The sequence below is a fragment of the Limimaricola variabilis genome (assembly GCF_014195545.1).
GTDB lineage: Bacteria > Pseudomonadota > Alphaproteobacteria > Rhodobacterales > Rhodobacteraceae > Limimaricola > Limimaricola variabilis.
The window spans coordinates 1-19,807 of record NZ_JACIBX010000011.1; the positions used below are offsets into that span (position 1 = coordinate 1).

The 19,807-nt window shown below is 71.0% G+C and carries 9 protein-coding genes; all 9 read left to right on the top strand.

The features are described 5' to 3' along the window. The first annotated feature begins 902 nt into the window (after positions 1-902). The 9 genes from FHS00_RS13375 to FHS00_RS13415 all read left to right on the top strand — a co-directional run bounded on the left by FHS00_RS13375 (position 903) and on the right by FHS00_RS13415 (position 19,784). Entirely contained in the window at positions 903-1,625 is a 723-nt protein-coding gene (locus FHS00_RS13375; protein WP_281372317.1) for a sugar transferase, read from the top strand. Positions 1,626-1,743: 118 nt separating this feature from the next. Then, positions 1,744-3,129, top strand: a complete 1,386-nt coding sequence (locus tag FHS00_RS13380; RefSeq protein WP_183474592.1) for a hypothetical protein — start codon at positions 1,744-1,746, stop codon at positions 3,127-3,129. Continuing rightward, complete coding sequence (locus FHS00_RS17920) at positions 3,126-5,039, top strand: calcium-binding protein (protein ID WP_183474593.1); 1,914 nt, start codon at positions 3,126-3,128, stop codon at positions 5,037-5,039. The genes FHS00_RS13380 and FHS00_RS17920 overlap by 4 nt, the downstream gene beginning before the upstream one ends. Further along, positions 5,036-5,872, top strand: coding sequence for a glycosyltransferase family 2 protein (locus tag FHS00_RS13390; RefSeq protein WP_183474594.1), 837 nt, complete (start codon positions 5,036-5,038; stop codon positions 5,870-5,872). The genes FHS00_RS17920 and FHS00_RS13390 overlap by 4 nt, the downstream gene beginning before the upstream one ends. Continuing rightward, the gene (locus FHS00_RS13395; RefSeq protein WP_183474595.1) at positions 5,869-7,239 is read left to right on the top strand and encodes an oligosaccharide flippase family protein; all 1,371 of its coding nucleotides are present in this window, start codon (positions 5,869-5,871) and stop codon (positions 7,237-7,239) included. The genes FHS00_RS13390 and FHS00_RS13395 overlap by 4 nt, the downstream gene beginning before the upstream one ends. A gap of 92 nt (positions 7,240-7,331) precedes the next feature. Continuing rightward, positions 7,332-13,574: a type I polyketide synthase gene (locus FHS00_RS13400; RefSeq protein WP_183474596.1), complete on the top strand. Its 6,243-nt coding sequence runs from the start codon at positions 7,332-7,334 to the stop codon at positions 13,572-13,574. Between the two features lie 6 nt (positions 13,575-13,580). Next, positions 13,581-14,549, top strand: a complete 969-nt coding sequence (locus FHS00_RS13405; RefSeq protein WP_183474597.1) for a glycosyltransferase family 2 protein — start codon at positions 13,581-13,583, stop codon at positions 14,547-14,549. After that, complete coding sequence (locus FHS00_RS13410) at positions 14,546-19,093, top strand: MupA/Atu3671 family FMN-dependent luciferase-like monooxygenase (RefSeq protein ID WP_183474598.1); 4,548 nt, start codon at positions 14,546-14,548, stop codon at positions 19,091-19,093. The genes FHS00_RS13405 and FHS00_RS13410 overlap by 4 nt, the downstream gene beginning before the upstream one ends. Next, entirely contained in the window at positions 19,086-19,784 is a 699-nt protein-coding gene (locus FHS00_RS13415) for a 4'-phosphopantetheinyl transferase family protein (protein ID WP_183474599.1), read from the top strand. Before FHS00_RS13410 ends, FHS00_RS13415 begins: the two co-directional genes overlap by 8 nt. The last annotated feature ends 23 nt before the right edge of the window (positions 19,785-19,807 follow it).

Genomic DNA, 19,807 nt, shown 5'->3' on the forward strand with positions numbered 1-19,807 from the left:
CGGTAGCTCGTCAGGCTCATAACCTGAAGGTCGCAGGTTCAAATCCTGCTCCCGCAACCAGTTCAAACGCCCCCCGGCTCAAGCCGCGGGGCGTTCGTCGTCGGGAGCAGGCCAAAAGGCGGGGCGGGGCGGCCAGCTCCCATGCCGAGCTCTTGCTGTAAATGCCCGCAGCCGAACCCTTGATGACGCCCGGCTCCATTGAACCTCCCGAGCCGCCATCGAAGGCGATGATGTAATGCTCTGCCCTGACTTGGCCAGTGTAGTGTGGAGTAACGTCGACCATACCGGTTGTTCACATCCGCCGAAGGAGCGGGCCTGGAACCGAGGCCTCCGGATCTGGACGCCTATCGCCGTCACGTTTCGCTCAATGCCGCCGAACCTGCGAGCAAGCATGGCAGTAGCGTGTCGATGGTTTGAAAGGTCCAGCGATTCGCTGGTGCAGCCCTCCCATCAACCTGAACAATTTGCAGATGTATTGTGGTATTGTTTCTGCTGCTGGAGCGGCAAAACCTTCTGCCGAAGTTACGCTGCGTTGGCATCACATCCTTGCCATAATAGTGTCTCGCTTTCGAAACTTCGGCATAGGCCGTGGCGCATTGGGAGGGGGGCGGGTTTCCGAACTGGAATTATTCCCCCTAGCATCCTCCAATCTTTTCCCATTCAGCGCCAATACGGCGTGAGCGCTCTGGCGCTTGGAGGAGGCGCTTTACCTGCGGGGCGGAAAATTGCCCTGAAAACGGCGATTTGGTGGCGGGGATCGGCCCGTTTCGCGACGGCCGGTTTTGACGATTGCAGCCCATGTTTTAATTTCGGGCAAGGCGGCGCTCCGAATTGTCGGAGACGACCGCCGCAGCCTGCGTCCCGAGCGCAGCAGTGGCGAAGGGCCGGAAATGACGATGACGATGAGCGAGACCGGACGGACCGAAGGCAGGGCGCTGGCAAAGGACATATTGATGGCCGGCCGCTCCGGCGACCGAGCCGGTCGCACCGCGCGGCTGGTCACGGCGTCGCCGCTGGAAGGGTTCTACCGGCACCGGGCCAAGCGCTGGGTCGATCTCGCGCTCACGCTGCTGGCCATCCTGCCGGTCAGCCTGCTGATCGGTGTCATCGCTGCGCTGGTCGTACTGGAGGGCGGGCGGCCCTTCTACCTGCAGCCGCGGGTCGGACGCGATGGCCGGGTGTTCCGGATGATCAAGATCCGGACCATGGTCCGCGACGCCGAGGCCGCGCTGGAGCGGCACTTGGAGACCGATCCTGACGCCCGCCAGGAGTGGGATCACCACCAGAAACTGCGCCACGATCCCCGCGTGACCCGGCTCGGCCGGTTCCTGCGGCGCAGCTCCCTCGACGAGCTGCCGCAATTCTTCAACGTATTGCGCGGCGACATGACCCTCGTGGGTCCGCGCCCCTTCATGCCGGGCCAGCAGCACTTCTATCCCGGCACCGAGTATTACCGGATGCGTCCGGGTATCACGGGCTTCTGGCAGACCTCGGTCCGCAACGAGGCGAGCTTCGTGCAACGGGCGACCTATGACCGCAGCTATTACCAGGCGCTCTCGCTGCCGACGGATCTGCGGGTCCTGCTGCGCACTGCCCGGGTGGTCTGGCGCGGCAGCGGGCAGTGATACTCGCGGCGCGCAACGACACTCTTGGGTTCGTGCCCGGCTGAGGCCATCTTGGCGTCATCGCCATGCCGCCTCGAGATGAGAGCGGCTGAGGCCCACAGGCTGGACGGACCGCTGCATGCCCAATGCCATCGCCTCGATCGCCCTGATGGGCTGGCCGCTGGTCACGCTGGCGCTGTTCCTGCGTCTGCGGCCCGGCATGGCCTTGGTGGCGAGTTTGTTGGCCGGCTACCTCCTGTTGCCACCGCTGCCGGCGGAGTTCGATCCGCCGATGCTGCCGTCGCTCAACAAGGAGACGATCCCCAGCCTGTCGGTGCTGGTCATCGCATTGGCACTACGCCGGGTCGGCCCGCGCGAGCTGCTGCCGCGCCATCCGCTGATGCTGGGGGCGCTGGCGGTGTTCCTGATCTCACCGGTCATGACGGTGATGACCAACACCGACCCGCTCCGCTTCGGCATCATGGAGCTTCCGGCGCTGCGGCTCGTCGAGGTGCCAGGCATCGTCATCCGTCAAGCCCTTCTCGTGGGGCCATTCCTGCTGGCGCGGGCGCTGCTGCGACGGGAGGAAGATCACCGGATGCTCCTCTGGGCTCTGGTCACGGGCGGCTTGGCCTACACGCTGCCGATCCTGCTGGAGGTGCGGCTCAGCCCGCAGCTCAACACCTGGATCTACGGCTACTTCCAGCACAGTTTCAGCCAGATGATGCGGGGCGACGGGTTCCGGCCGATCGTGTTCCTCTATCACGGTCTTTGGGTGGCCTTCTTCGTGGCCATGGCGGTGCTGGCGGCGATCGGCCTCGCGCGCGAGGGGAAGGGCCCCCGGGCCGTCTGGAACTGGGGCGTGGCCGGACTGCTGGGGATCGTGCTGCTGCTGTGCAAGTCACTGGCGGCGATCATCTACACGGCGGTGCTGGCGCCCGTGCTGGCGCTGACGCCCCGGCGGATACAGCTCTTGGCGGCGGCGGGCATGGCCGCGCTGTCGCTCGGCTATCCGCTGCTCAAGGGGGCCGACCTGGTGCCGCAGGAGCAACTGCTCGAATGGGCCGGATCGGTCAGCGCCGACCGCGCGCAATCGCTCGGCTTCCGCTTCGACAACGAGGACGTGCTGCTGGAGCGGGCCTGGGAGCGGCCGGTGTTCGGCTGGGGGATCTGGGGACGCAACCTGCTTTATGACCGCGATTCAGGGCGGACGACGACGGTCACCGATGGCCGCTGGCTGATCGTGATCGGCGTGTTCGGTTGGGCAGGCTACCTCGCCGAGTTCGGGCTGCTGGCCTTCCCGGTGCTGGCACTTTGGTTCGGCAGCGGGCGCGCGCCGCCGGGGCCGGCCACGGTGACGCTGGCGGTGATCCTCGGCATGAACCTCGTCGATCTCCTGCCCAACGCGACGCTCACGCCGCTGACCTTTCTTGCGGCGGGGGCAGTGCTGGGGATGGTCGAGACGATGGCGGCGGTCGGTCGACGGCACCGACCTGTCCCCGAACCGATCCGGACCATCCTGTGATCCGGTCCAGCCTTCTGCCGGCGATGCTCGCCGCCCTCCTGCTGCTGGCCGCGCAGGCGGTGCCGGCACGGGCCGCGCCCCTTCTGGGCATGAACCTTGCCGGGATATCCGACTGGTCGACCGAACATCCCTTCATCGACTTGATGAAGACGGCGCGGCCCTGGATCGGGCATCTGCCCGGGCAGTGGGGCGGCATCGAGGCGGAGGAAATGGTCGCGCAGGGCCATGTCGATCGCGGCGGGACGCTGCTGTCGATCCCGGAAGGCGCGCACCATGCCGGAACGCTGATTCTCACCGACCAGCCCGAAGCGGCGACGTCCCTCGCCGGGCGATACGTGCTGCGCCATCAAGGTCGGGGCGAGATCGACGTGGCCGGGCGCGCCCGCAACGTCGCCCGCGCGCCGGGCGAGATTCGTTTCGACTACACCCCGGGGCCGGGCGCGGTCGAGATCGAGGTGACGCGGATCGATCCCGCCGATCCGTTGCGGGCGATCAGCGTGGTGCGGGAGGACCGCCTCTCCCATGCCGCGGCCGGAGCGCTGTTCAACCCCGACTGGCTCGCCCGGATCTCGGGGCTGCGGGTGCTGCGCTTCATGGACTGGATGGAGACCAACGGCTCCGATCTGCGGAGCTGGGCCGACCGGCCCCGACCGGATGATCAGGGCTGGACCCGGGGCGTGCCGGTTGAGGTGATCGCAAGGCTCGCCAATGAGGTCGGCGCCGACCCGTGGGTGACGCTGCCGCATATGGCCGATGACGACTATGTCCGGCGTTTCGCGACGACGATGCGCGAGGCGCTCGATCCACGCCTGAAGGTGCATGCGGAGTGGTCGAACGAGGTCTGGAATTTCGGTTTCGCTCAGGCGGGCTGGGCGCAGGAGCAGGCGCAGGCGCTCTGGGGTGATGCGGCCCCCGGCGACGCTTGGATGCAATATGCGGGCCACCGCGCGGCGCGGGTCGCCGATATCTGGCACGAGGTCTTTGTCGATGATCCCGACAGGTTGGTGCGGGTCTTCGCCACCCAGACCGGCTGGCCCGGGCTGGAAGCCTCCGCCCTCGCGGCGCCGCTTCGGATCGCCTCGGGCGCCCCTCCGCCTGCCGAGAGCTTCGACGCCTATGCCGTAACCGCCTATGTCGGCCACGACATCGGTGCCGATGACGGGCTGGCCGAGCTGCGTCGTCGCATGGCGAGCGGCACGGCGGTGGGCTGGGCACGCGAAAGACTCGCCGCGGATGTCGCGGAGCTGACCGACAGGTACTGGCCCCATCACGCCGAGGCAGCGGCGCGCTATGGTTTGCAGCTGCTGATGTATGAGGGCGGCCCCCATCTCGTCGCCGGGCCCGAGGCGCGCGACGACGCGGCGGTGACCGGCTTTCTGGCCGATCTGTCCTATACGCCGGAGATGGCCACGCTGATCGACGATCTGGTGGCAGGATGGCGCGCGGCCGGCGGCACGCTCGCGACCGCCTATCTCGATGTCGCCGCCCCCTCGCGTTGGGGCAGCTGGGGCAACCTGCGGCATCTGGACGATTCCACCGCGCGCTGGGACGCCTGGATGCGCGCCAACGCCCAAGGCCCGGACTGGGAGGAGCGCGTGCCCGGCACCTTCGCTGATGGCGTGACGCTCGTCGGTGGCATGACGGCCGAGCGGCTGGTCGGCACCCCCGAGGAGGACGTCCTGCTCGGCGGCGGTGGCGATGACGAGATCCATGCCGGGCCGGGCGACCGGGTCGATGGTGGGCCGGGGCGCGATATCGTCCTGCTTCCCGAGGCGTTGCGTGCGGCGCCGGTGACGTGGCAGGACGGGCGGCTGGCGATCGGGGCGGGGGCGGCGCTGCTGCTGCTGGCCGGGGTGGAGGAGATCGCATATGGAGAGGGACCGCCGATCGCCACGGAGACATTGCCATGACCGGCGCGCCGCTCGAGATTCTGATCCCTGCCAATAACGAGGCCGCACAGATCGACGCCTGCCTCGCCGCACTGGCCGAGAGCACGCCTGTGCCCGGACCGGTCGGGGTCACGGTGATCGCCAATGGCTGCCATGACGATACCGCCGCGCGGACCCGTGCCGCCACTGCGCAGATGGCGGCGCGGGGTTGGACCCTGCGGGTGATCGAGCTGCCCGTCGGCGGAAAGATCGCTGCGCTGAATGCCGGGGAGGCGGGCCTGCCCGACACCGCGATCCGCGCCTATCTCGACGCCGACGTCACCGTCTCGCCGCCGCTGATGGCGCTGATCCACGCGGCGCTCGACCGCGCCACGCCGCTCTATGCCAGCGGTCGGCCGCGGATCACCGGCCGGGGCAGGGTGGCGCGCGCCTATGCCCGGCTTTGGGCGCAGTTGCCTTTCATGGCCCATGGCGTGCCGGGCTGCGGCCTCTTCGCCGTCAGCCCGGCGGGCCGAAAGCGCTGGGGCGCCTTTCCCGAACTGATCTCGGATGACGGCTTCGCCCGCCTGAACTTCGCCCCCGAGGAGCGGGTCGCGGTGCCCGCCGATTACGACTGGCCGGTGGCCGAAGGCTTCGCCGCGCTGTGGCGGGTGCGGCGGCGGCAGGATGCCGGCATGGCCGAAATCGCCCGGCGCCACCCCGACATGATGACGCGCGAGGGCAAGCCGCCCTTGGGTGTGGCAGGCGCGGCACGGCTGGCACTGCGCGACCCCGTGGGCTTCGCGGTCTACGGCGCGGTCGCGCTCGGCGTGCGCCTTGCCCCCGAACCGCGCGGCTGGAGCCGCGGGCGTTGAGCGCGGCGCTGTTGGGACGGTTGCGCTCGGGAGGGATCGGCGCGCGGGCGCTGCGCTCGGCGGCGATCATGATCGCGGGGTTCGGCACGGGTCAGCTGCTGCGGCTCGCCTCGAACCTGATCCTGACCCGGCTGCTGTTCCCCGAGGCTTTCGGCGTGATGGCGATCGTCATGGTGTTCATGATGGGCCTCGCCATGTTCTCCGATGTCGGCATCTCCCCCGCCATCATGCAGAGCAAGCGCGGCGATGACCGCGATTTCCTCGATACCGCCTGGACGATCCAGGTTGGGCGCGGCGTTGCGCTCTGGGTCGCGGCGCTGCTGCTCGCCGCGCCGGTGGCGCATTGGTACGACGCGCCGATGCTGAACTGGTACCTGCCGGTCGCGGCGCTGGCGCTGATCGTCAACGGCTTCAACCCCACCAAGCTCGAGAGCGCCCACCGGCACCTGCGCGCCGGGCGGGTGACGCTGATCGAGCTGGCCACGCAGGCCACGCAGATCGTCTTCGGGCTGCTGCTGGCCTGGGCCTGGGGGTCGGTCTGGGCGCTGGTGGTCTCCGGGCTGATCGGCGCGCTGGCACAGCTGGTCTACCTGCACCTGTTCCTGCCGGGCCCCCGCAACCGCTTCCGGTTGGAGCCCGCCGCAGCGCGCGAGCTGGTCTCGTTCGGCAAGTGGATCTTTCTCTCCACCGTCGCCGGCTTCGCATTGGCCCAGAGCGACCGGGTGCTGATCGGCGGCTACCTGTCGCTGTCGGATTTCGGCGTCTACAACATCGGCCTGTTCCTCGCGAGCTTTCCGATGATGCTGGGCCAGATGGTGACGCGCCGGGTGCTGATCCCGGTCTACCGCGACAGCCCGCCCGCCGAGAGCGCCGCCAATTTCGCACGGCTGCGCCGCCTCAGGACGCTGGCGACCGCCGGGCTGCTGGCCGCGGTCGCGGTGCTGGCACTCGCGGGTGTCTGGCTGATCGAGGTGATGTATGACGACCGCTACGCGATGGCGGGGGGCGTGGTGGTGCTGGTATCTGTGATGCAGATCCCGGTGCTGATCGGCCTCACCTATGACCAGGCGGCCCTCGCCTCGGGGCGCTCCCGGCGCTTCTTCCTGCTGCAGGCCACGCGCGCGGCGCTGACCGTGGCCGGTCTGTGGCTCGGCCTGGCCTGGGGCGGGCTGCTGGGGGGGCTGCTGGGGCAGGGCCTGGCCTATCTCCTCGCCTACCCGGTGCTCGTCTGGGTGGCGCGCCGCGAACGGGCCTGGGATCCGCTCCACGACGCCTTTGCCGCGTTGGCAGGGGGGCTTATGGCATTGCTGGCGATCCCGGCGAACTGGCCCGCCATCATGACATTGGTTAGCATCTCCGCAGGCTGACACACGCCCCGGCAGAACCGGCGCGTGGTCGGAAAACTGCCGTATTCGGGCACGACACTGGCGGTATCCAACAACACGACGGAGAGCGGATCATGGCGGGGGCCGGCGATCTGGAATTGGGCGATATCGCGATCACCGGCATGGCCGTGGACCTGCCAGGCGCCGGCACGCTCGACGCGTTCTGGGAGATGCTGCGCGAGCGCCGCAGCGCGATCCGTCGCCTGACCCCCGAGGAGATGGCGCGGGCCGGTGCCGATACTGCCGGCCCCGACCACGTGCCTTACGGCGCGCCGCTCGACAGCTTCGACAAGTTCGACGCGAGCTTCTTCGGGCTGAGCCCGCGCGATGCCGCGATCATGGACCCGCAGCACCGCCGCTTCATCGAGACCGCCTGGGCCGCGCTCGAGAATGCCGGCCACGTGCCCGAGCATTTCGACGGGGCGATCGGCGTCTATGCCGGCTGCGGCCCGAACGAGTATTTCAACCACAACGTCATGGCCAACGCCGCGCTGGTCGAAAGCGCCGGCCCGTTCCTGTTGCGCCATACCGGCAACGACAAGGATTTCCTGGCGACCCGGCTGGCGCACATGCTCGACCTGACCGGCCCGGCCGTGTCAGTGCAGACCGCCTGCTCGACCTCTTTGGTGGCGGTGCACATGGCCGCGCAGGCGCTGTTGACCGGCGAATGCGACATGGCGCTGGCGGGGGGCGTCACGATCCTTTCGGGACAGGGGCGGGGCCATCGCTGGCGCGAGGGCGACATCCTGTCGCCCGACGGGCAATGCCGGGCCTTCGATCACCGTGCCGCCGGAACGGTCTTCGGCTCGGGCGCGGCGGCGGTGGTGCTGCGGCGGCTCGAGGATGCCCTCAACGACGGCGATCACGTATGGGCGGTGCTGAAGGGCAGCGCCATCAACAATGACGGCTCCCGCAAGGCCAGCTATCTCGCCCCTTCGGTCGAGGGGCAGGCGCGCGCGGTGGCAGCGGCGCTGCGGGTGGCCGGGGTCGGGGCGGAGAGCCTGGGCTTCGTGGAGTGCCACGGCACCGGCACGCCGCTCGGAGACCCGATCGAGGTCGCGGCGCTGACCCGAGCCTTCCGCGAAACGACCGACCGCGCCGGGTATTGCCGGATCGGCTCGGTCAAGACCGGGATCGGCCATACCGACACCGCCGCGGGCGCGGCCTCACTGGTCAAGGCGGCGCTGGCGCTGCATCACCGGACGATCCCCGGCATGCCCCATTTCGAGGCACCGAACCCGGCATTGGCACTCGAGGGGTCGCCCTTCGAGGTGGCGGCGGAGACGGCGCCTTGGCCACACGGCGCCGCGCCCCGCCGCGCCGGGGTCAATTCGCTCGGCGTCGGCGGGACCAACGCCCATGCGGTTCTGGAGGAAGCGCCTGCACGCGCCCCGGCCATAGAAAGCGACTGGCCGTTCCAGCTGATCCGGGTCTCGGGCCGCAGCCGCGCCGCGCTTCAGGCCACTGCAGCGCAGCTTGCGGCGCATCTGCGGGCTCATCCGGAGCAGCCCCTGGCCGATGTGGCCCATACGCTGGCCACCGGCCGCCGCGCCTTGCGCCATCGCCGGGTGCTGCTGGCTGACAGCCACGAGGAGGCGACAAGGCTTCTCGAGGCGGGCGGTGCGGTGCAGGAGGCGCAATCGGCGCCCGAGATCGTCTTCATGCTGCCCGGCGGCGGCGCGCAGCAGCCCGGCATGGGCCATGACCTCTACGAGACCGAACCGGTGTTCCGCGATTGGATGGACCGGGGCTTCGCCGCCATGGGTGCGGCAGGGGCCGAGCTTCGGGAACTGTGGGCCGCGGCACCCGGCGAGGAAGCCGAGGCCGCGGCGGCCGCGCTGCGCAGGCCGTCGCGGCAACTGCCGCTGCTGATGATCGTCTCGCATGCGCTGGCTCAGCTCTGGATCGGCTGGGGCGTGCGGCCCGATCGGCTGATCGGTCATTCGATGGGCGAGAACCTGGCGGCGGTGCTGGCCGGGGTGATGTCCTTCGAGGAGGGGCTCGGGTTGGTGCGGCTGCGCGGCGCGCTGTTCGAGGAAACCGCGCCGGGCGCGATGCTCTCGGTGCCGCTCACACCCTCGGATCTGCGCGCCGAGCTCGGCCCCGATCTCGACATCGCGGCGATTAACGCGCCGGAACTTTGCGTGGCCTCCGGCCCGGTGGCAGCGATCGAGGCTCTGGCGGAGCGGCTCGCCACGCGTGGCATCGAAACGCGCCGGGTGCCGATCGAGGTGGCCGCCCATAGTCGGCTGCTCGACCCGATCCTGCCGCGCTTCGAGGCGCATCTGCGCGACATGACTCTGTCGCCGCCGGGGATACCGATCGTCTCGAACCGCAGCGGCGTTCCTCTCACCGATGCCGAGGCAACCGATCCGGCCTATTGGGTCGGACATCTGCGCCACATGGTGGATTTCGACGCCGGTCTCCACGGGATGGGCGACGGGCCCCGGATCTGCATCGAGATGGGATCCGGGGGCATCCTCGGCGCCTTGGCTGCGCTGCAGCCCGGGATCGGTGCGGGCCGGGTGCTGCCGGGGCTGCGCCCGGCGCAGGAGCCCGGCTCCGAAGATCGCTGGATGATCCTTGCGCTGGGGCGGCTCTGGGCGATGGGCGGTCGGTTCGACGAGGCGCAGCTCGCGGGTGAGGGGCGCCGCCGCCTGCCGCTGCCCGGCTATGCCTTGGAGCGGGAGCGCCACTGGGTCGAACCCGATGCCGCGCCCGGCCGTATCGCTGCCCCGGCCAAGGCGGAGCCCGTACGCGAGGATGACATCGCGCGCTGGGCCTGGCAGCCCGGCTGGCGGCGGCGCTACCCCGATGGGGATTTCGAGGCGGGCGGTGACCTAGCGGCGCTGCCGCCCGAGACCTGGCTGGTGCTGTGCGACGAGACCGGGCTGGGCGACGCGCTGGTCGCACGGCTGCGCGCGGGTGGGCACCGCGTTGCCACCGTAGTGGCGGGGCCAAACGAGCTGCGGCGCGGTCCCGAGGACTGGCAGGTGCCGGTCGGGGCCGGTGAGGCGCCATTCGCCCGGCTGGTTGCAGCGCTGGAGCGCGAGGGAATGCTGCCCGACCGGGTGCTGCATCTGTGGACGGTGACCGGCTCCGGCACCCCCGGCCTTGCCGCCTTGCATGTGCAGGCGATGCAGGAGCGCGGCTACTGGAGCCTGCTGCACCTCGCTCGGGCTTGGCACGCGGCGCAGGGCGACCGGCCGCTGCGCCTCGTCACCGTCAGCAGCGATGCCCAGGCGGTGACGCCGCAGGAGCGGCCGGACCCGGCCAAGGCGACGCTGGCCGGGCCCGCGATGGTGATCGGCCGCGAATTGCCGGGGATCGGGCTGTCCTGGCTCGACATCTCCGCACCGAGCCGCGCCACCCGCGCGGCGCTGGCCGAGGCGGTTCTGGAAGAGGCCTTCGCCGCGCCCGAACCGGCGCCGGTGAGCTGGCGCAACGGGGTGCGGCGGCGGCGCGAGCCGCTCCGCGCGACATTGCCGGAAACGCCCGATCTGCCGCTGCGACCCGGCGGCGCGGTGCTGATCACCGGCGGGCTGGGCGGCATCGGTCTGACCTTGGCCGAAACCCTGGCGCGCAACTGGCAGGCGGGGATCGCAATGGTGTCACGCCGAACCCTGCCGCCGCGCGCCGACTGGCCGGGTCTGGCGGCGGGCGGTGCCCGGCAGGCGGAACTGTTGCGTGCGCTGCTCCGGCTCGAGGCCATGGGCGCGCGGATCGAGGTGCTGCGCGCCGACGTCACCGACCCCGAGGAAATGCGCGAGGCGGTTGCCGAGGCCGAGGCCCGGCTCGGGCCGCTCAGCGGCGTGATCCACGCCGCCGGGCGGCTCGACGACGCGCCGGTGCTGGGCCGTTCGCCGGAGGCGAGCGAGGCGGTGATCGGGCCCAAGCTACAGGGGCTGATGGTACTCGATACGCTGTTCCCGGACGGCCGGCTCGACTGGATGGCGCTCTGTGCCTCCAGTTCCGGCTGGACCCTCCCGGCGGGGCAGGCCGACTATGTCGCCGCCAACGCCGCGCTCGATGCCTGGGCCCAGCGCCGCGCGGGCGGCGCGACGCGGGTGGTGGCGATCGATTGGGGCGCCTGGGCCGACACCGGCATGGCCGCCGCATCGCAAAGGGCGGCGGAGCCGGTCGATGAGGGCGAGACTCTGGTGCTGCCGATGCTGGATCGGCGCAGGGACAAGGCAAATGGCGAGACGGTCCTGACCGCCCGCTGGAGCCCCGCTTCGCGGTGGTTCCTCGACCAGCACCGGACGCGGGCGGGCGACGCGCTGCTCCCCGGCACAGGCCATGCCGAATTGCTCGCCGAAGCGGCGCAGGCGCTGGGGCTCGCGCCGGTCGCCGTGCAGGATCTGCGCTTTCTTGCGCCGCTGCGCTGCCCCGATGCGGGCGTGACGCGGCTGCGGCTGCGGATCGGCGGGGGAGAGGAGATGCGGCCGGTGGAGATCGAGGCCGCGCCGCCCGGCGAGGATTGGCAGGTTATGGCGACCGCGCAGCTCGGCAGCCATGCAAAGGCGCGCGGGCGGCTCGACCAGGAGGCCATTGCGGCCCGGCTTCCGGCCCCCGAGGCGTTGGCGCGGCCGCAGGAGGCGCATCTCGATTTCGGTGCCCAGTGGCGGGTCACCGGTGAGGCACGGCTGGGTCAAGGCGAAGGTCTGGCGCGGCTGCGGCTGCCGCCGGGATCCGAGACCGGCATGGCGCTGCATCCGGGTCTTCTGGACATCGCCACCGGTTGGGCGATCTCTCTGATTGACGGCTATGATCCGGCGCGGTTCTGGGTGCCGGCGGGATACGGGACGCTGCGGCTGCATGCGCCGCTGCCGACCGAAATCCTGAGCCATGTCCGGCTGACCGGCCAGGAGGATGGCGCAGCGCGGTTCGACGTCGTGCTGGCGACGCCCGAAGGGCAGATCTGCGCCGAAATCGAAGGATTCGCGCTGCACCGTCTCGCGGGTGAGTTGCGCTTCGCGACCGCCGCACAGGCAGAGGCGGGGCCGGTGCAGCCGCCTGAAATCCGGCTCGGCATCCGCCGCGCCGAGGGCGGGCGCGCTTTCATTGCCGCGATGGGCGCGGGCCTGCCGCAGATCGCGATGACCGCGCTGCCGCTGCCCGACTTGATCGCGGTGCAGGAAACGGCCCCGCCGCTCCCGGTCATCGCGGCGCCGGAAACGGCAGAGCTGCAGCCTGAGGCCAGGTTCGAGACCGAGACCGAGGCCCGGCTCGCCAAGCATTGGGCCGCATTGCTCGGCGTGGAGGGGATTGGCCCCGATGACAGTTTCTTCGACCTCGGGGGACATTCGCTGACGGCGGTGCGGCTGTTCGCGGCGATCCGGCGCGAGACCGGCACGGCGCTGCCGATCTCGGCGCTGTTCGAGACGCCAACGATCCGCGGTCTCGCCGCCCGGCTCGACGCGAAGTCCCCGAACCCTGCAAGCCCGGCCGCTCCGGCGCTGGCGGCGGTGCCCGAGAGCCATACCCATCTCGTGCCGCTGGGACGGGCCGGGACCGGCATGCCGTTCTACGTGGCGGCGGGCATGTTCGGCAACGTGATGAATCTGCGGCACCTGGCGCAGCATCTGAGGGCCGACCGCCCGGTCTGGGGGTTGCAGGCGCGCGGTGTCGCGGGCGATGCCGCACCGCATGACAGCTTCGAGGATGCGGCTCGCGACTGCCTGGCCGAGATGAGAAAGGTGCATCCCGGCGGGCCTTGGATGATCGGCGGGTACTCCGGTGGCGGCATCACCGCCTTCGAGATGGCGCGGCAATTGCAGGCGGCGGGCGAAGAGGTCGCGGCGGTGATGCTGCTCGATTCGCCGCTGCCGGTCCGGCCGACGCTTAGCCTGCGCGACCGGTTGGCGATCCAGGCGATCGAGTTGCGCCGGGCCGGCCCGCTCTACCCGGCGCTCTGGGCCGGGCGGCGGCTGCGCTGGGAGATCGACCGCCGTCGCTATGGCCGCGAGGCTGGGACACCGGCGGCGAGCGAGGCCGAGGCCGCGGTCGAGAACGCTTTCTACGCGGCCTCGGCCGCCTATGAGCTGCGGTGCTGGGACGGCCCGCTGACCCTGTTCCGCCCGCCGCTCACGGGTCGCTGGCGCCTGCCGGGCGGGCGATTGGTCAACATCGATCGCCGTTACGTAATCGAGGATAACGGCTGGCGCCGGTGGGCGCCAAATCTGGACGTGGTAGAAGTGCCGGGCGACCATGACAGCATGGTGCTCGAACCTAATGTCCGGGCGCTGGCCGCGCGCATTCGGACGCGGCTCGCGGCGCTCGATCCGGACGGACCACGACTTCAGGCGGCGGAGTGACGGTTGATGACGCGACTACTGACGGTGATCCTCAACTGGCGCACGCCCGACATGACGCTGCGCGCGGCGCGCAGTGCGCTCGTCGCGATGCAGGAAATCTCGGGCGAGATCCTGATCGTCGACAATGATTCCGGCGACGGCTCGGAAGAGCGGATGCGCGAAGGCATCGCCGCCAATGGCTGGTCGGAGCGGGTGCGGCTGATCCAGTCCGGGCATAACGGCGGCTTCGGCGCTGGCAACAATGTCGGCATCCGCGCCGGCTTCGCCGATGGCGGGCGGCCCGACTTCGTCTACATCCTCAATTCCGACGCCTTTCCCGAACCGGAAGCGATCGCGGCGCTGCTCGCGCATATGGACGCGCATCCGAATGTCGGGCTGGCGGGCAGCCTGGTCAACGATCCCGACGGCACGCTGCATCTCGCCGCCTTCCGTTTCCCCTCGCTCTTGTCGGAGATCGAGGGACCGCTGCGCTTCGGCCCGGTGTCGCGGCTCCTGGCGCGTTACCGTGTCTGGATGGACGTGCCTGCCCATACCGGCCCGGTCGACTGGGTATCGGGGGCGAGCCTGATGATCCGCTCCGAACTGCTCGACGAGATCGGCTTCTTCGACGAGACCTTCTTCCTCTATTTCGAGGAAACGGATCTGTGCCGGCGCGCCCGCGATGCCGGCTTCGAGACCCATTTCGTGCGCGAGAGCCGGGTCGAGCATATCGGCTCGGTTTCGACCGGCATGGGCGACTGGGCCCGGGTGCCGCAATACTGGTTCGATTCGCGGCGGCACTATTTCCGCAAGCATCACGGCGCGGCCGGTGCCGTGGCGGCGACCATGCTGCACGCGGCTGCGGCGGGCCTGCATCGGCTGCGCTGTCGCCTGATGGGCCGCGATCCCGGCGATCCGCCGCATTACCTGCGCGATCTTCTGCGCCACGAGCTGCGTCATTGGCGGCGAGCAAACCGCGGGGAGGCGCCCGCATGAGCGCACGCATTGCCCTGATCGGTGACAGCGCGCTGACGCTGGAGGCCGCGCGGCTGGCGCGCGAGGCCGGCTTCCAGCTTGCCGTCGTGGCCAGCCGCCATGCCGGGACACGGGACCATGCCGAGGCCCATGCCGTTCCGCTGCACGACCCCGATCGGCTCGACACGCTGCCCGAGGGCATCGACTGGCTACTCAGCGCCGGCAATGTCGCGCTGCTGCCCGAAGCGGTTCTGCGGCGGTTCAAGGCGGGAGCGATCAATTTCCACGACGGCCCGTTGCCCGAGCGGCCCGGCCGCAGTTCCCCGGCCTGGGCGCTGATCGAAGGTGCGCGCAGCCACGCGATCACCTGGCACCTGATGACCACCGGGGTCGATGCCGGCGACATCCTGCTGCGCCAGGGGATCGAGATCGCTTCGGACGAGACCGCACAGAGCTTGAACGCGCGCTGCTTTGCCGCCGCGGTGGAGACGTTGCCTGCGCTGTTCGCGCAGATGCGTCACGGCCTGCGGCCGCGCCCGCAGGCCGGAACCCCGGGCCGCCTGCACCGCGCGGCCGACCGTCCCGCCGCTGATGGCCTGATCGACGGCCGCGGGCCGATCGACCGGGCCGAGCGGCTGGTGCGCGGGCTCGACCATGGCGACCACCCTAACCCGCTGTGCCGGGCCAAGATCGCGACTGCGTCGGGGCTGCTGCTGATCGGCGGGGCGCGGGTCTTGGAAACCGGGCTGCCATCTCAGCCGCCTGGCACGATCCGGGCCGTGCGCGACGACGCACTCGAACTGGTGTTCGAGGACGGGGTGCTGGCGCTGACCGGGCTGCACCGTCTCGATGGCGGTGTCCCGGCGCTGCCCGAGGCCGGCGACAGGCTGCCCGCCATTTCCGATCCGGACGGGCTTACCGCCCGAATGGCCCGGATCGCGCGGCACGAGCCGCACTGGCGCGCGGCGCTAGAGGCGCTGAAGCCGGTGCCGATGCCGGGGCTGCGGACGCAGGGGCGCGCAATGCCGGACAGCCCGGAGGAGATCCTCGAGGTTCCCGATCTGCCCGGAACGCCGGCCCTGCGCGCGGCCGCATGGGCGCTGCTGGCGGCCCGGCTCGACGGTGCCGCGCTGGCTTTGGTCCTGCCATCCAACGACCCGCACCTGTCGGACTGGTTGCCGCTCGACGCCGCCCTCCGCCCGGAAGAGACCTTCGCCGAACTCGCCTCTCGACTGCAGGCGCAGGCCGATGCGGCGCGCGCCATGGGCGGCTTTGCCGCCGACCTTCCGACCCGGCTCGGTGCGTCGATGGCGCCCCCGACCTTCGCGCTGGGCGCGGGGCTGCGCGGCGGGGCGGTGCTGGGCTTCGATCCCGGGAGCGGCCTGCTCAGGGCCAGGGCAGGGGCGCTGCTGCCGGGCGTGCTCGATCTTTTGGCGGCGCGGCTCGCGGCGCTGTTGGCGGCCGATCCGCAGGCGCGCTGTGACAGCCTGCCCGCGCTGTCAGAGACCGAGCGTGCGCTGGTGCTGACGGATTGGAATGCCACCGAGGGGCCCGTGCCCGGCGGCACGCTCCACGCCGCCGTCGCGGCGCAGGCGGCCCGCACGCCCGACGCCGTGGCGGTCATCTCGGGCGAGACGCGGCTCACACATGCCGAGCTGGAGACGCGGGCCAACCGCATGGCCCATGTGCTGCGCGACATGGGCGCCGGTCCCGGCACCCGGGTCGGGCTGCATCTGCGCCGCTCCGCGGAGATGGTGGTGGCGGCGCTGGCCGTGCTGAAGTCCGGCGCCGCCTACCTGCCGCTCGATCCCGGCTACCCGGAGGAGCGTTTGGCGCTCTATCTCGAGGACAGCGCGGCGGCGCTGGTGATCACCGAAGCGGCGATCGCGGACAAGCTGCCGCCGGGCGAGGCGCGGCAGCTGCGTCTCGACGATCCGCGCTTCGCCGCCGCCCTCGACACCCCGCCGGAGGAGACCGCCACGGCGGAGGATCTGGCCTATCTGATCTATACCTCCGGCTCCACGGGCCGGCCAAAGGGCGTGATGATCGAGCACCGGCAGGCGATGAACTTCCTGGCCGGAATGGATGAGAGGGTGCCGCAGACGCCGGGCGACATGATGCTCGCGGTCACCTCGATCTCCTTCGACATCTCGGTGCTGGAGCTATTCTGGTCGCTGTCGCGCGGTCTGGGGGTGGTGATCCAGGGCGAGGCCGAGCGTCTCCTGACGGCGGCCGAGGCGCCGCCTGCCAAGGCGGATGGGCCGGCGATCAGCCTGTTCTACTGGGGCCACGAAGAGAGCGATACGGGCGACTACGCCCTGCTGCTCGATGGTGCGCGCTTTGCCGATGCGCATGGGTTCGAGGCCGTCTGGACACCCGAGCGGCATTTCCACGGCTTCGGCGCCGCCTATCCCAACCCGGCGGTGACCGGGGCGGCGGTGGCAGCCGCCACCACGCGCATCGCGGTTCGTGCCGGAAGCTGCCTCGCGCCGCTGCATCACCCGGCCCGCATCGCCGAGGACTGGGCGGTGGTCGATCGCCTGTCGGGCGGCCGGGCCGGGATCGCGCTGGCAGCCGGCTGGCAGCCCGACGATTTCGTGCTGCGGCCCGAGGCGGCGCCGCCGGCGCACCGGGCGGCGCTGCGCGACGCCGCCGACGCGGTGCGCCGTCTGTGGCGCGGCGAGGCCGTGGCCTTTCCCGCCCCCGGTGGCGGGATGCGCGAGGTAGCGACCCGTCCGCGCCCGGTCTCGGCCGAGCTGCCGCTGTGGATCACGGTGGCGGGCAACCCCGAGAGTTGGCGCGAGGCAGGGCGGATCGGGGCCAACGTATTGACGCATCTGCTGGGCCAGAGCCTCGAGGAACTCGAGACGAGGATCGGCGAATGGCGCGAGGCCCTGCGCATGGCGGGGCATGACCCGGCCACGCGCAGGGTGACGGTGATGCTGCATGCCTATCTCGACGAGAGTCGCGCGGCGGCGCGGGCGGCGGTGCGGGCGCCGATGCTGGAGTATTTGCGGTCGGCTACCGGGCTGATCGCGCGGCACGCCGCCGCCTTCCCGGCCTTTCGCGCCAATGGCGGCACGGCGCCGGAAGCACTCTCGCCCGAGGAGGAGGCGGCAGTGCTCGACCATGCCTTCGAGCGGTATTTCGAGGCACATGGCCTGTTCGGCACCGTGGATGACGCGCGCGAGAAGCTCGCGCGGCTCGGGGCGCTGGGCGTGGACGAGGTCGCCTGCCTGATCGATTTCGGCCTCGCGCCCGAGCGGGTGATGGCGGCGCTGCCGCGGCTGGCCGAGTTGGTACCGCAGGCCGCCAAGCCGGGCGACGCCATGCCCGATCCCGACGACCTCTCCATCGCTGCGCAGATCCGGCGGCACGGGATTACCCATCTGCAATGCACGCCGTCGATGGCGCGCATGCTGTGCGCCGATCCCGGCAGCCGTGCCGCTCTGGGCCGGCTGCGCCACATGCTGGTCGGCGGCGAGGCTCTGCCCGCGACGCTGGCCGCCGATCTGCGCGCCGCCGGCGTGCCCAACCTCCTGAACATGTACGGCCCGACCGAAACCACCGTCTGGTCGACCAGCGCCACGGTCTCGCCCGAGCTGCCCGCGGCAGTGATCGGCACGCCGATCCTCAACACCGTGACCTACGTGCTCGACGCCGACATGCAGCCCTGTCCCGTCGGGGGCGAGGGCGAGCTGTGGATCGGCGGGGCCGGCGTGGCGCGCGGCTACTGGCAGCGGCCGGAGCTGACCGCCGAGCGCTTCCAGCCCGATCCCTTCCGACCCGGCGAGCGGATCTACCGTACCGGCGACTTGGCGCGTTGGCGGGCGGACGGGCGGCTGGAGTTCGGCGGCCGGGCCGACGGGCAGATCAAGCTGCGCGGCCACCGTATCGAATTGGGCGAAGTCGAGGCGGTGCTTGATTCGCTGTCGGGGCGCGGCCCCTGCGTGGCGATGCTGCGCGAGGACAGCCCCGGCGACGCGCGCCTTGTCGCCTATGTCGAAAGCCCGGAGCCGGTCGACGAGGCCGGGCTGCGCGCCGCGATGGCGGCCCGGCTGCCGGCGATCATGGTGCCCGCGCGGATCGTCGCACTGGAGCGCTTTCCTCTCACCCCCAACCGCAAGACCGACCGCAAGGCGATGCCACCGCCATCGCCGCACAAGGGGCACAGAGCTGCCGAAGACACAGTATCCATGCGCGCGCCGGTCGCCCCTGTCCGCCAGCCCCGGCCCGGAGGGGCGCTCGACGCCGTGGCCGCGATCTGGCGCGAATTGCTGGGTGTGGAGCAGGTGACCGCCGAAGACAGCTTCTTCGATCTGGGCGGGCATTCGCTGCTCGCCGTGCAGGCGCATCGCGAGATCCGCGACCGGCTCGGCGTGCCGGAGCTGAGGGTCACCGATATCTTCGGCCTGCCGCGTCTGGGTGATATGGCCGCCCGGATCGAGGCGGCGCTGGTGCCGGCGGCCGCGCCGGAGCAGGCGTTGACCGATCAGGCGGCCGCGCGCGCCGAAATGATGGCCCGGCGCCGCGCGCTCAGGGCGCGGCGCTGCGGTGATGCCTGAGATCGCGGCGCTCGCGGAGCAACTGTTCGGCCCCGGCGTCGCGGTCGTGACGGTGGCCATCGGGTCCGGGGAGGCGGCCTGGCCCGAGGAAGCGGCGACGGTGCGCCGCGCACGCCCCTCGCGCCAGTCGGAGTTCGCCGCTGGTCGCCACGCCGCGCGGGCGGCGATGGTCCGGCTCGGCCTCCCGGCCCTCCCGGTGCCGCAAGCCGCCGACCGCGCGCCGGTCTGGCCCGCCGGTCTGCGCGGCTCGATCAGCCATGATACCGATCTGGCGGTGGCGGCGGTATCGCGGGGCGGGGCGGATCTCGGCCTCGATATCGAACCGGCGCAGCCCCTGGAGCCGGAGTTATGGGCGGAGATCGCCCTGCCGGGCGAGATCGCGGCGCTGGCGCCCCTGCCTGCCTTGTCGCGGGGCATGGCCGCGCGCCTGCTGTTCTGCGCCAAGGAAGCGGCTTACAAGGCGTGGTATCCCGGCGCGCGCGAGGTGATCGGCTTCGATGCGATGCGCATCGAGGTCACAGGGGACCGGATCCTTGCATGGCCGCGGGCCGCTCGGGAGCCCCTCCGGGGCGGCTGGGGGATGGCCGAAGGGCGCTTCGTCGTGGCGATACGCAGCGTTACCGGTTTCAAAGCCGGCAACACTGCGTTGATGGGACCGGGGCCCATGGTCAGATGGCGGCCGGACGGCTAGATTGTGGTTCGGGTGTGGCGGCA

Excerpts from the sequence above, each read along its gene's own strand:
- FHS00_RS13375 (WP_281372317.1), top strand. The coding sequence starts at position 903 with ATGAGCGAGACCGGACGGACCGAAGGCAGGGCGCTGGCAAAGGACATA.
- FHS00_RS13380 (WP_183474592.1), top strand. The coding sequence starts at position 1,744 with ATGCCCAATGCCATCGCCTCGATCGCCCTGATGGGCTGGCCGCTGGTC.
- FHS00_RS13390 (WP_183474594.1), top strand. The coding sequence starts at position 5,036 with ATGACCGGCGCGCCGCTCGAGATTCTGATCCCTGCCAATAACGAGGCC.
- FHS00_RS13400 (WP_183474596.1), top strand. The coding sequence starts at position 7,332 with ATGGCGGGGGCCGGCGATCTGGAATTGGGCGATATCGCGATCACCGGC.
- FHS00_RS13405 (WP_183474597.1), top strand. The coding sequence starts at position 13,581 with ATGACGCGACTACTGACGGTGATCCTCAACTGGCGCACGCCCGACATG.
- FHS00_RS13410 (WP_183474598.1), top strand. The coding sequence starts at position 14,546 with ATGAGCGCACGCATTGCCCTGATCGGTGACAGCGCGCTGACGCTGGAG.
- FHS00_RS13415 (WP_183474599.1), top strand. The coding sequence starts at position 19,086 with ATGCCTGAGATCGCGGCGCTCGCGGAGCAACTGTTCGGCCCCGGCGTC.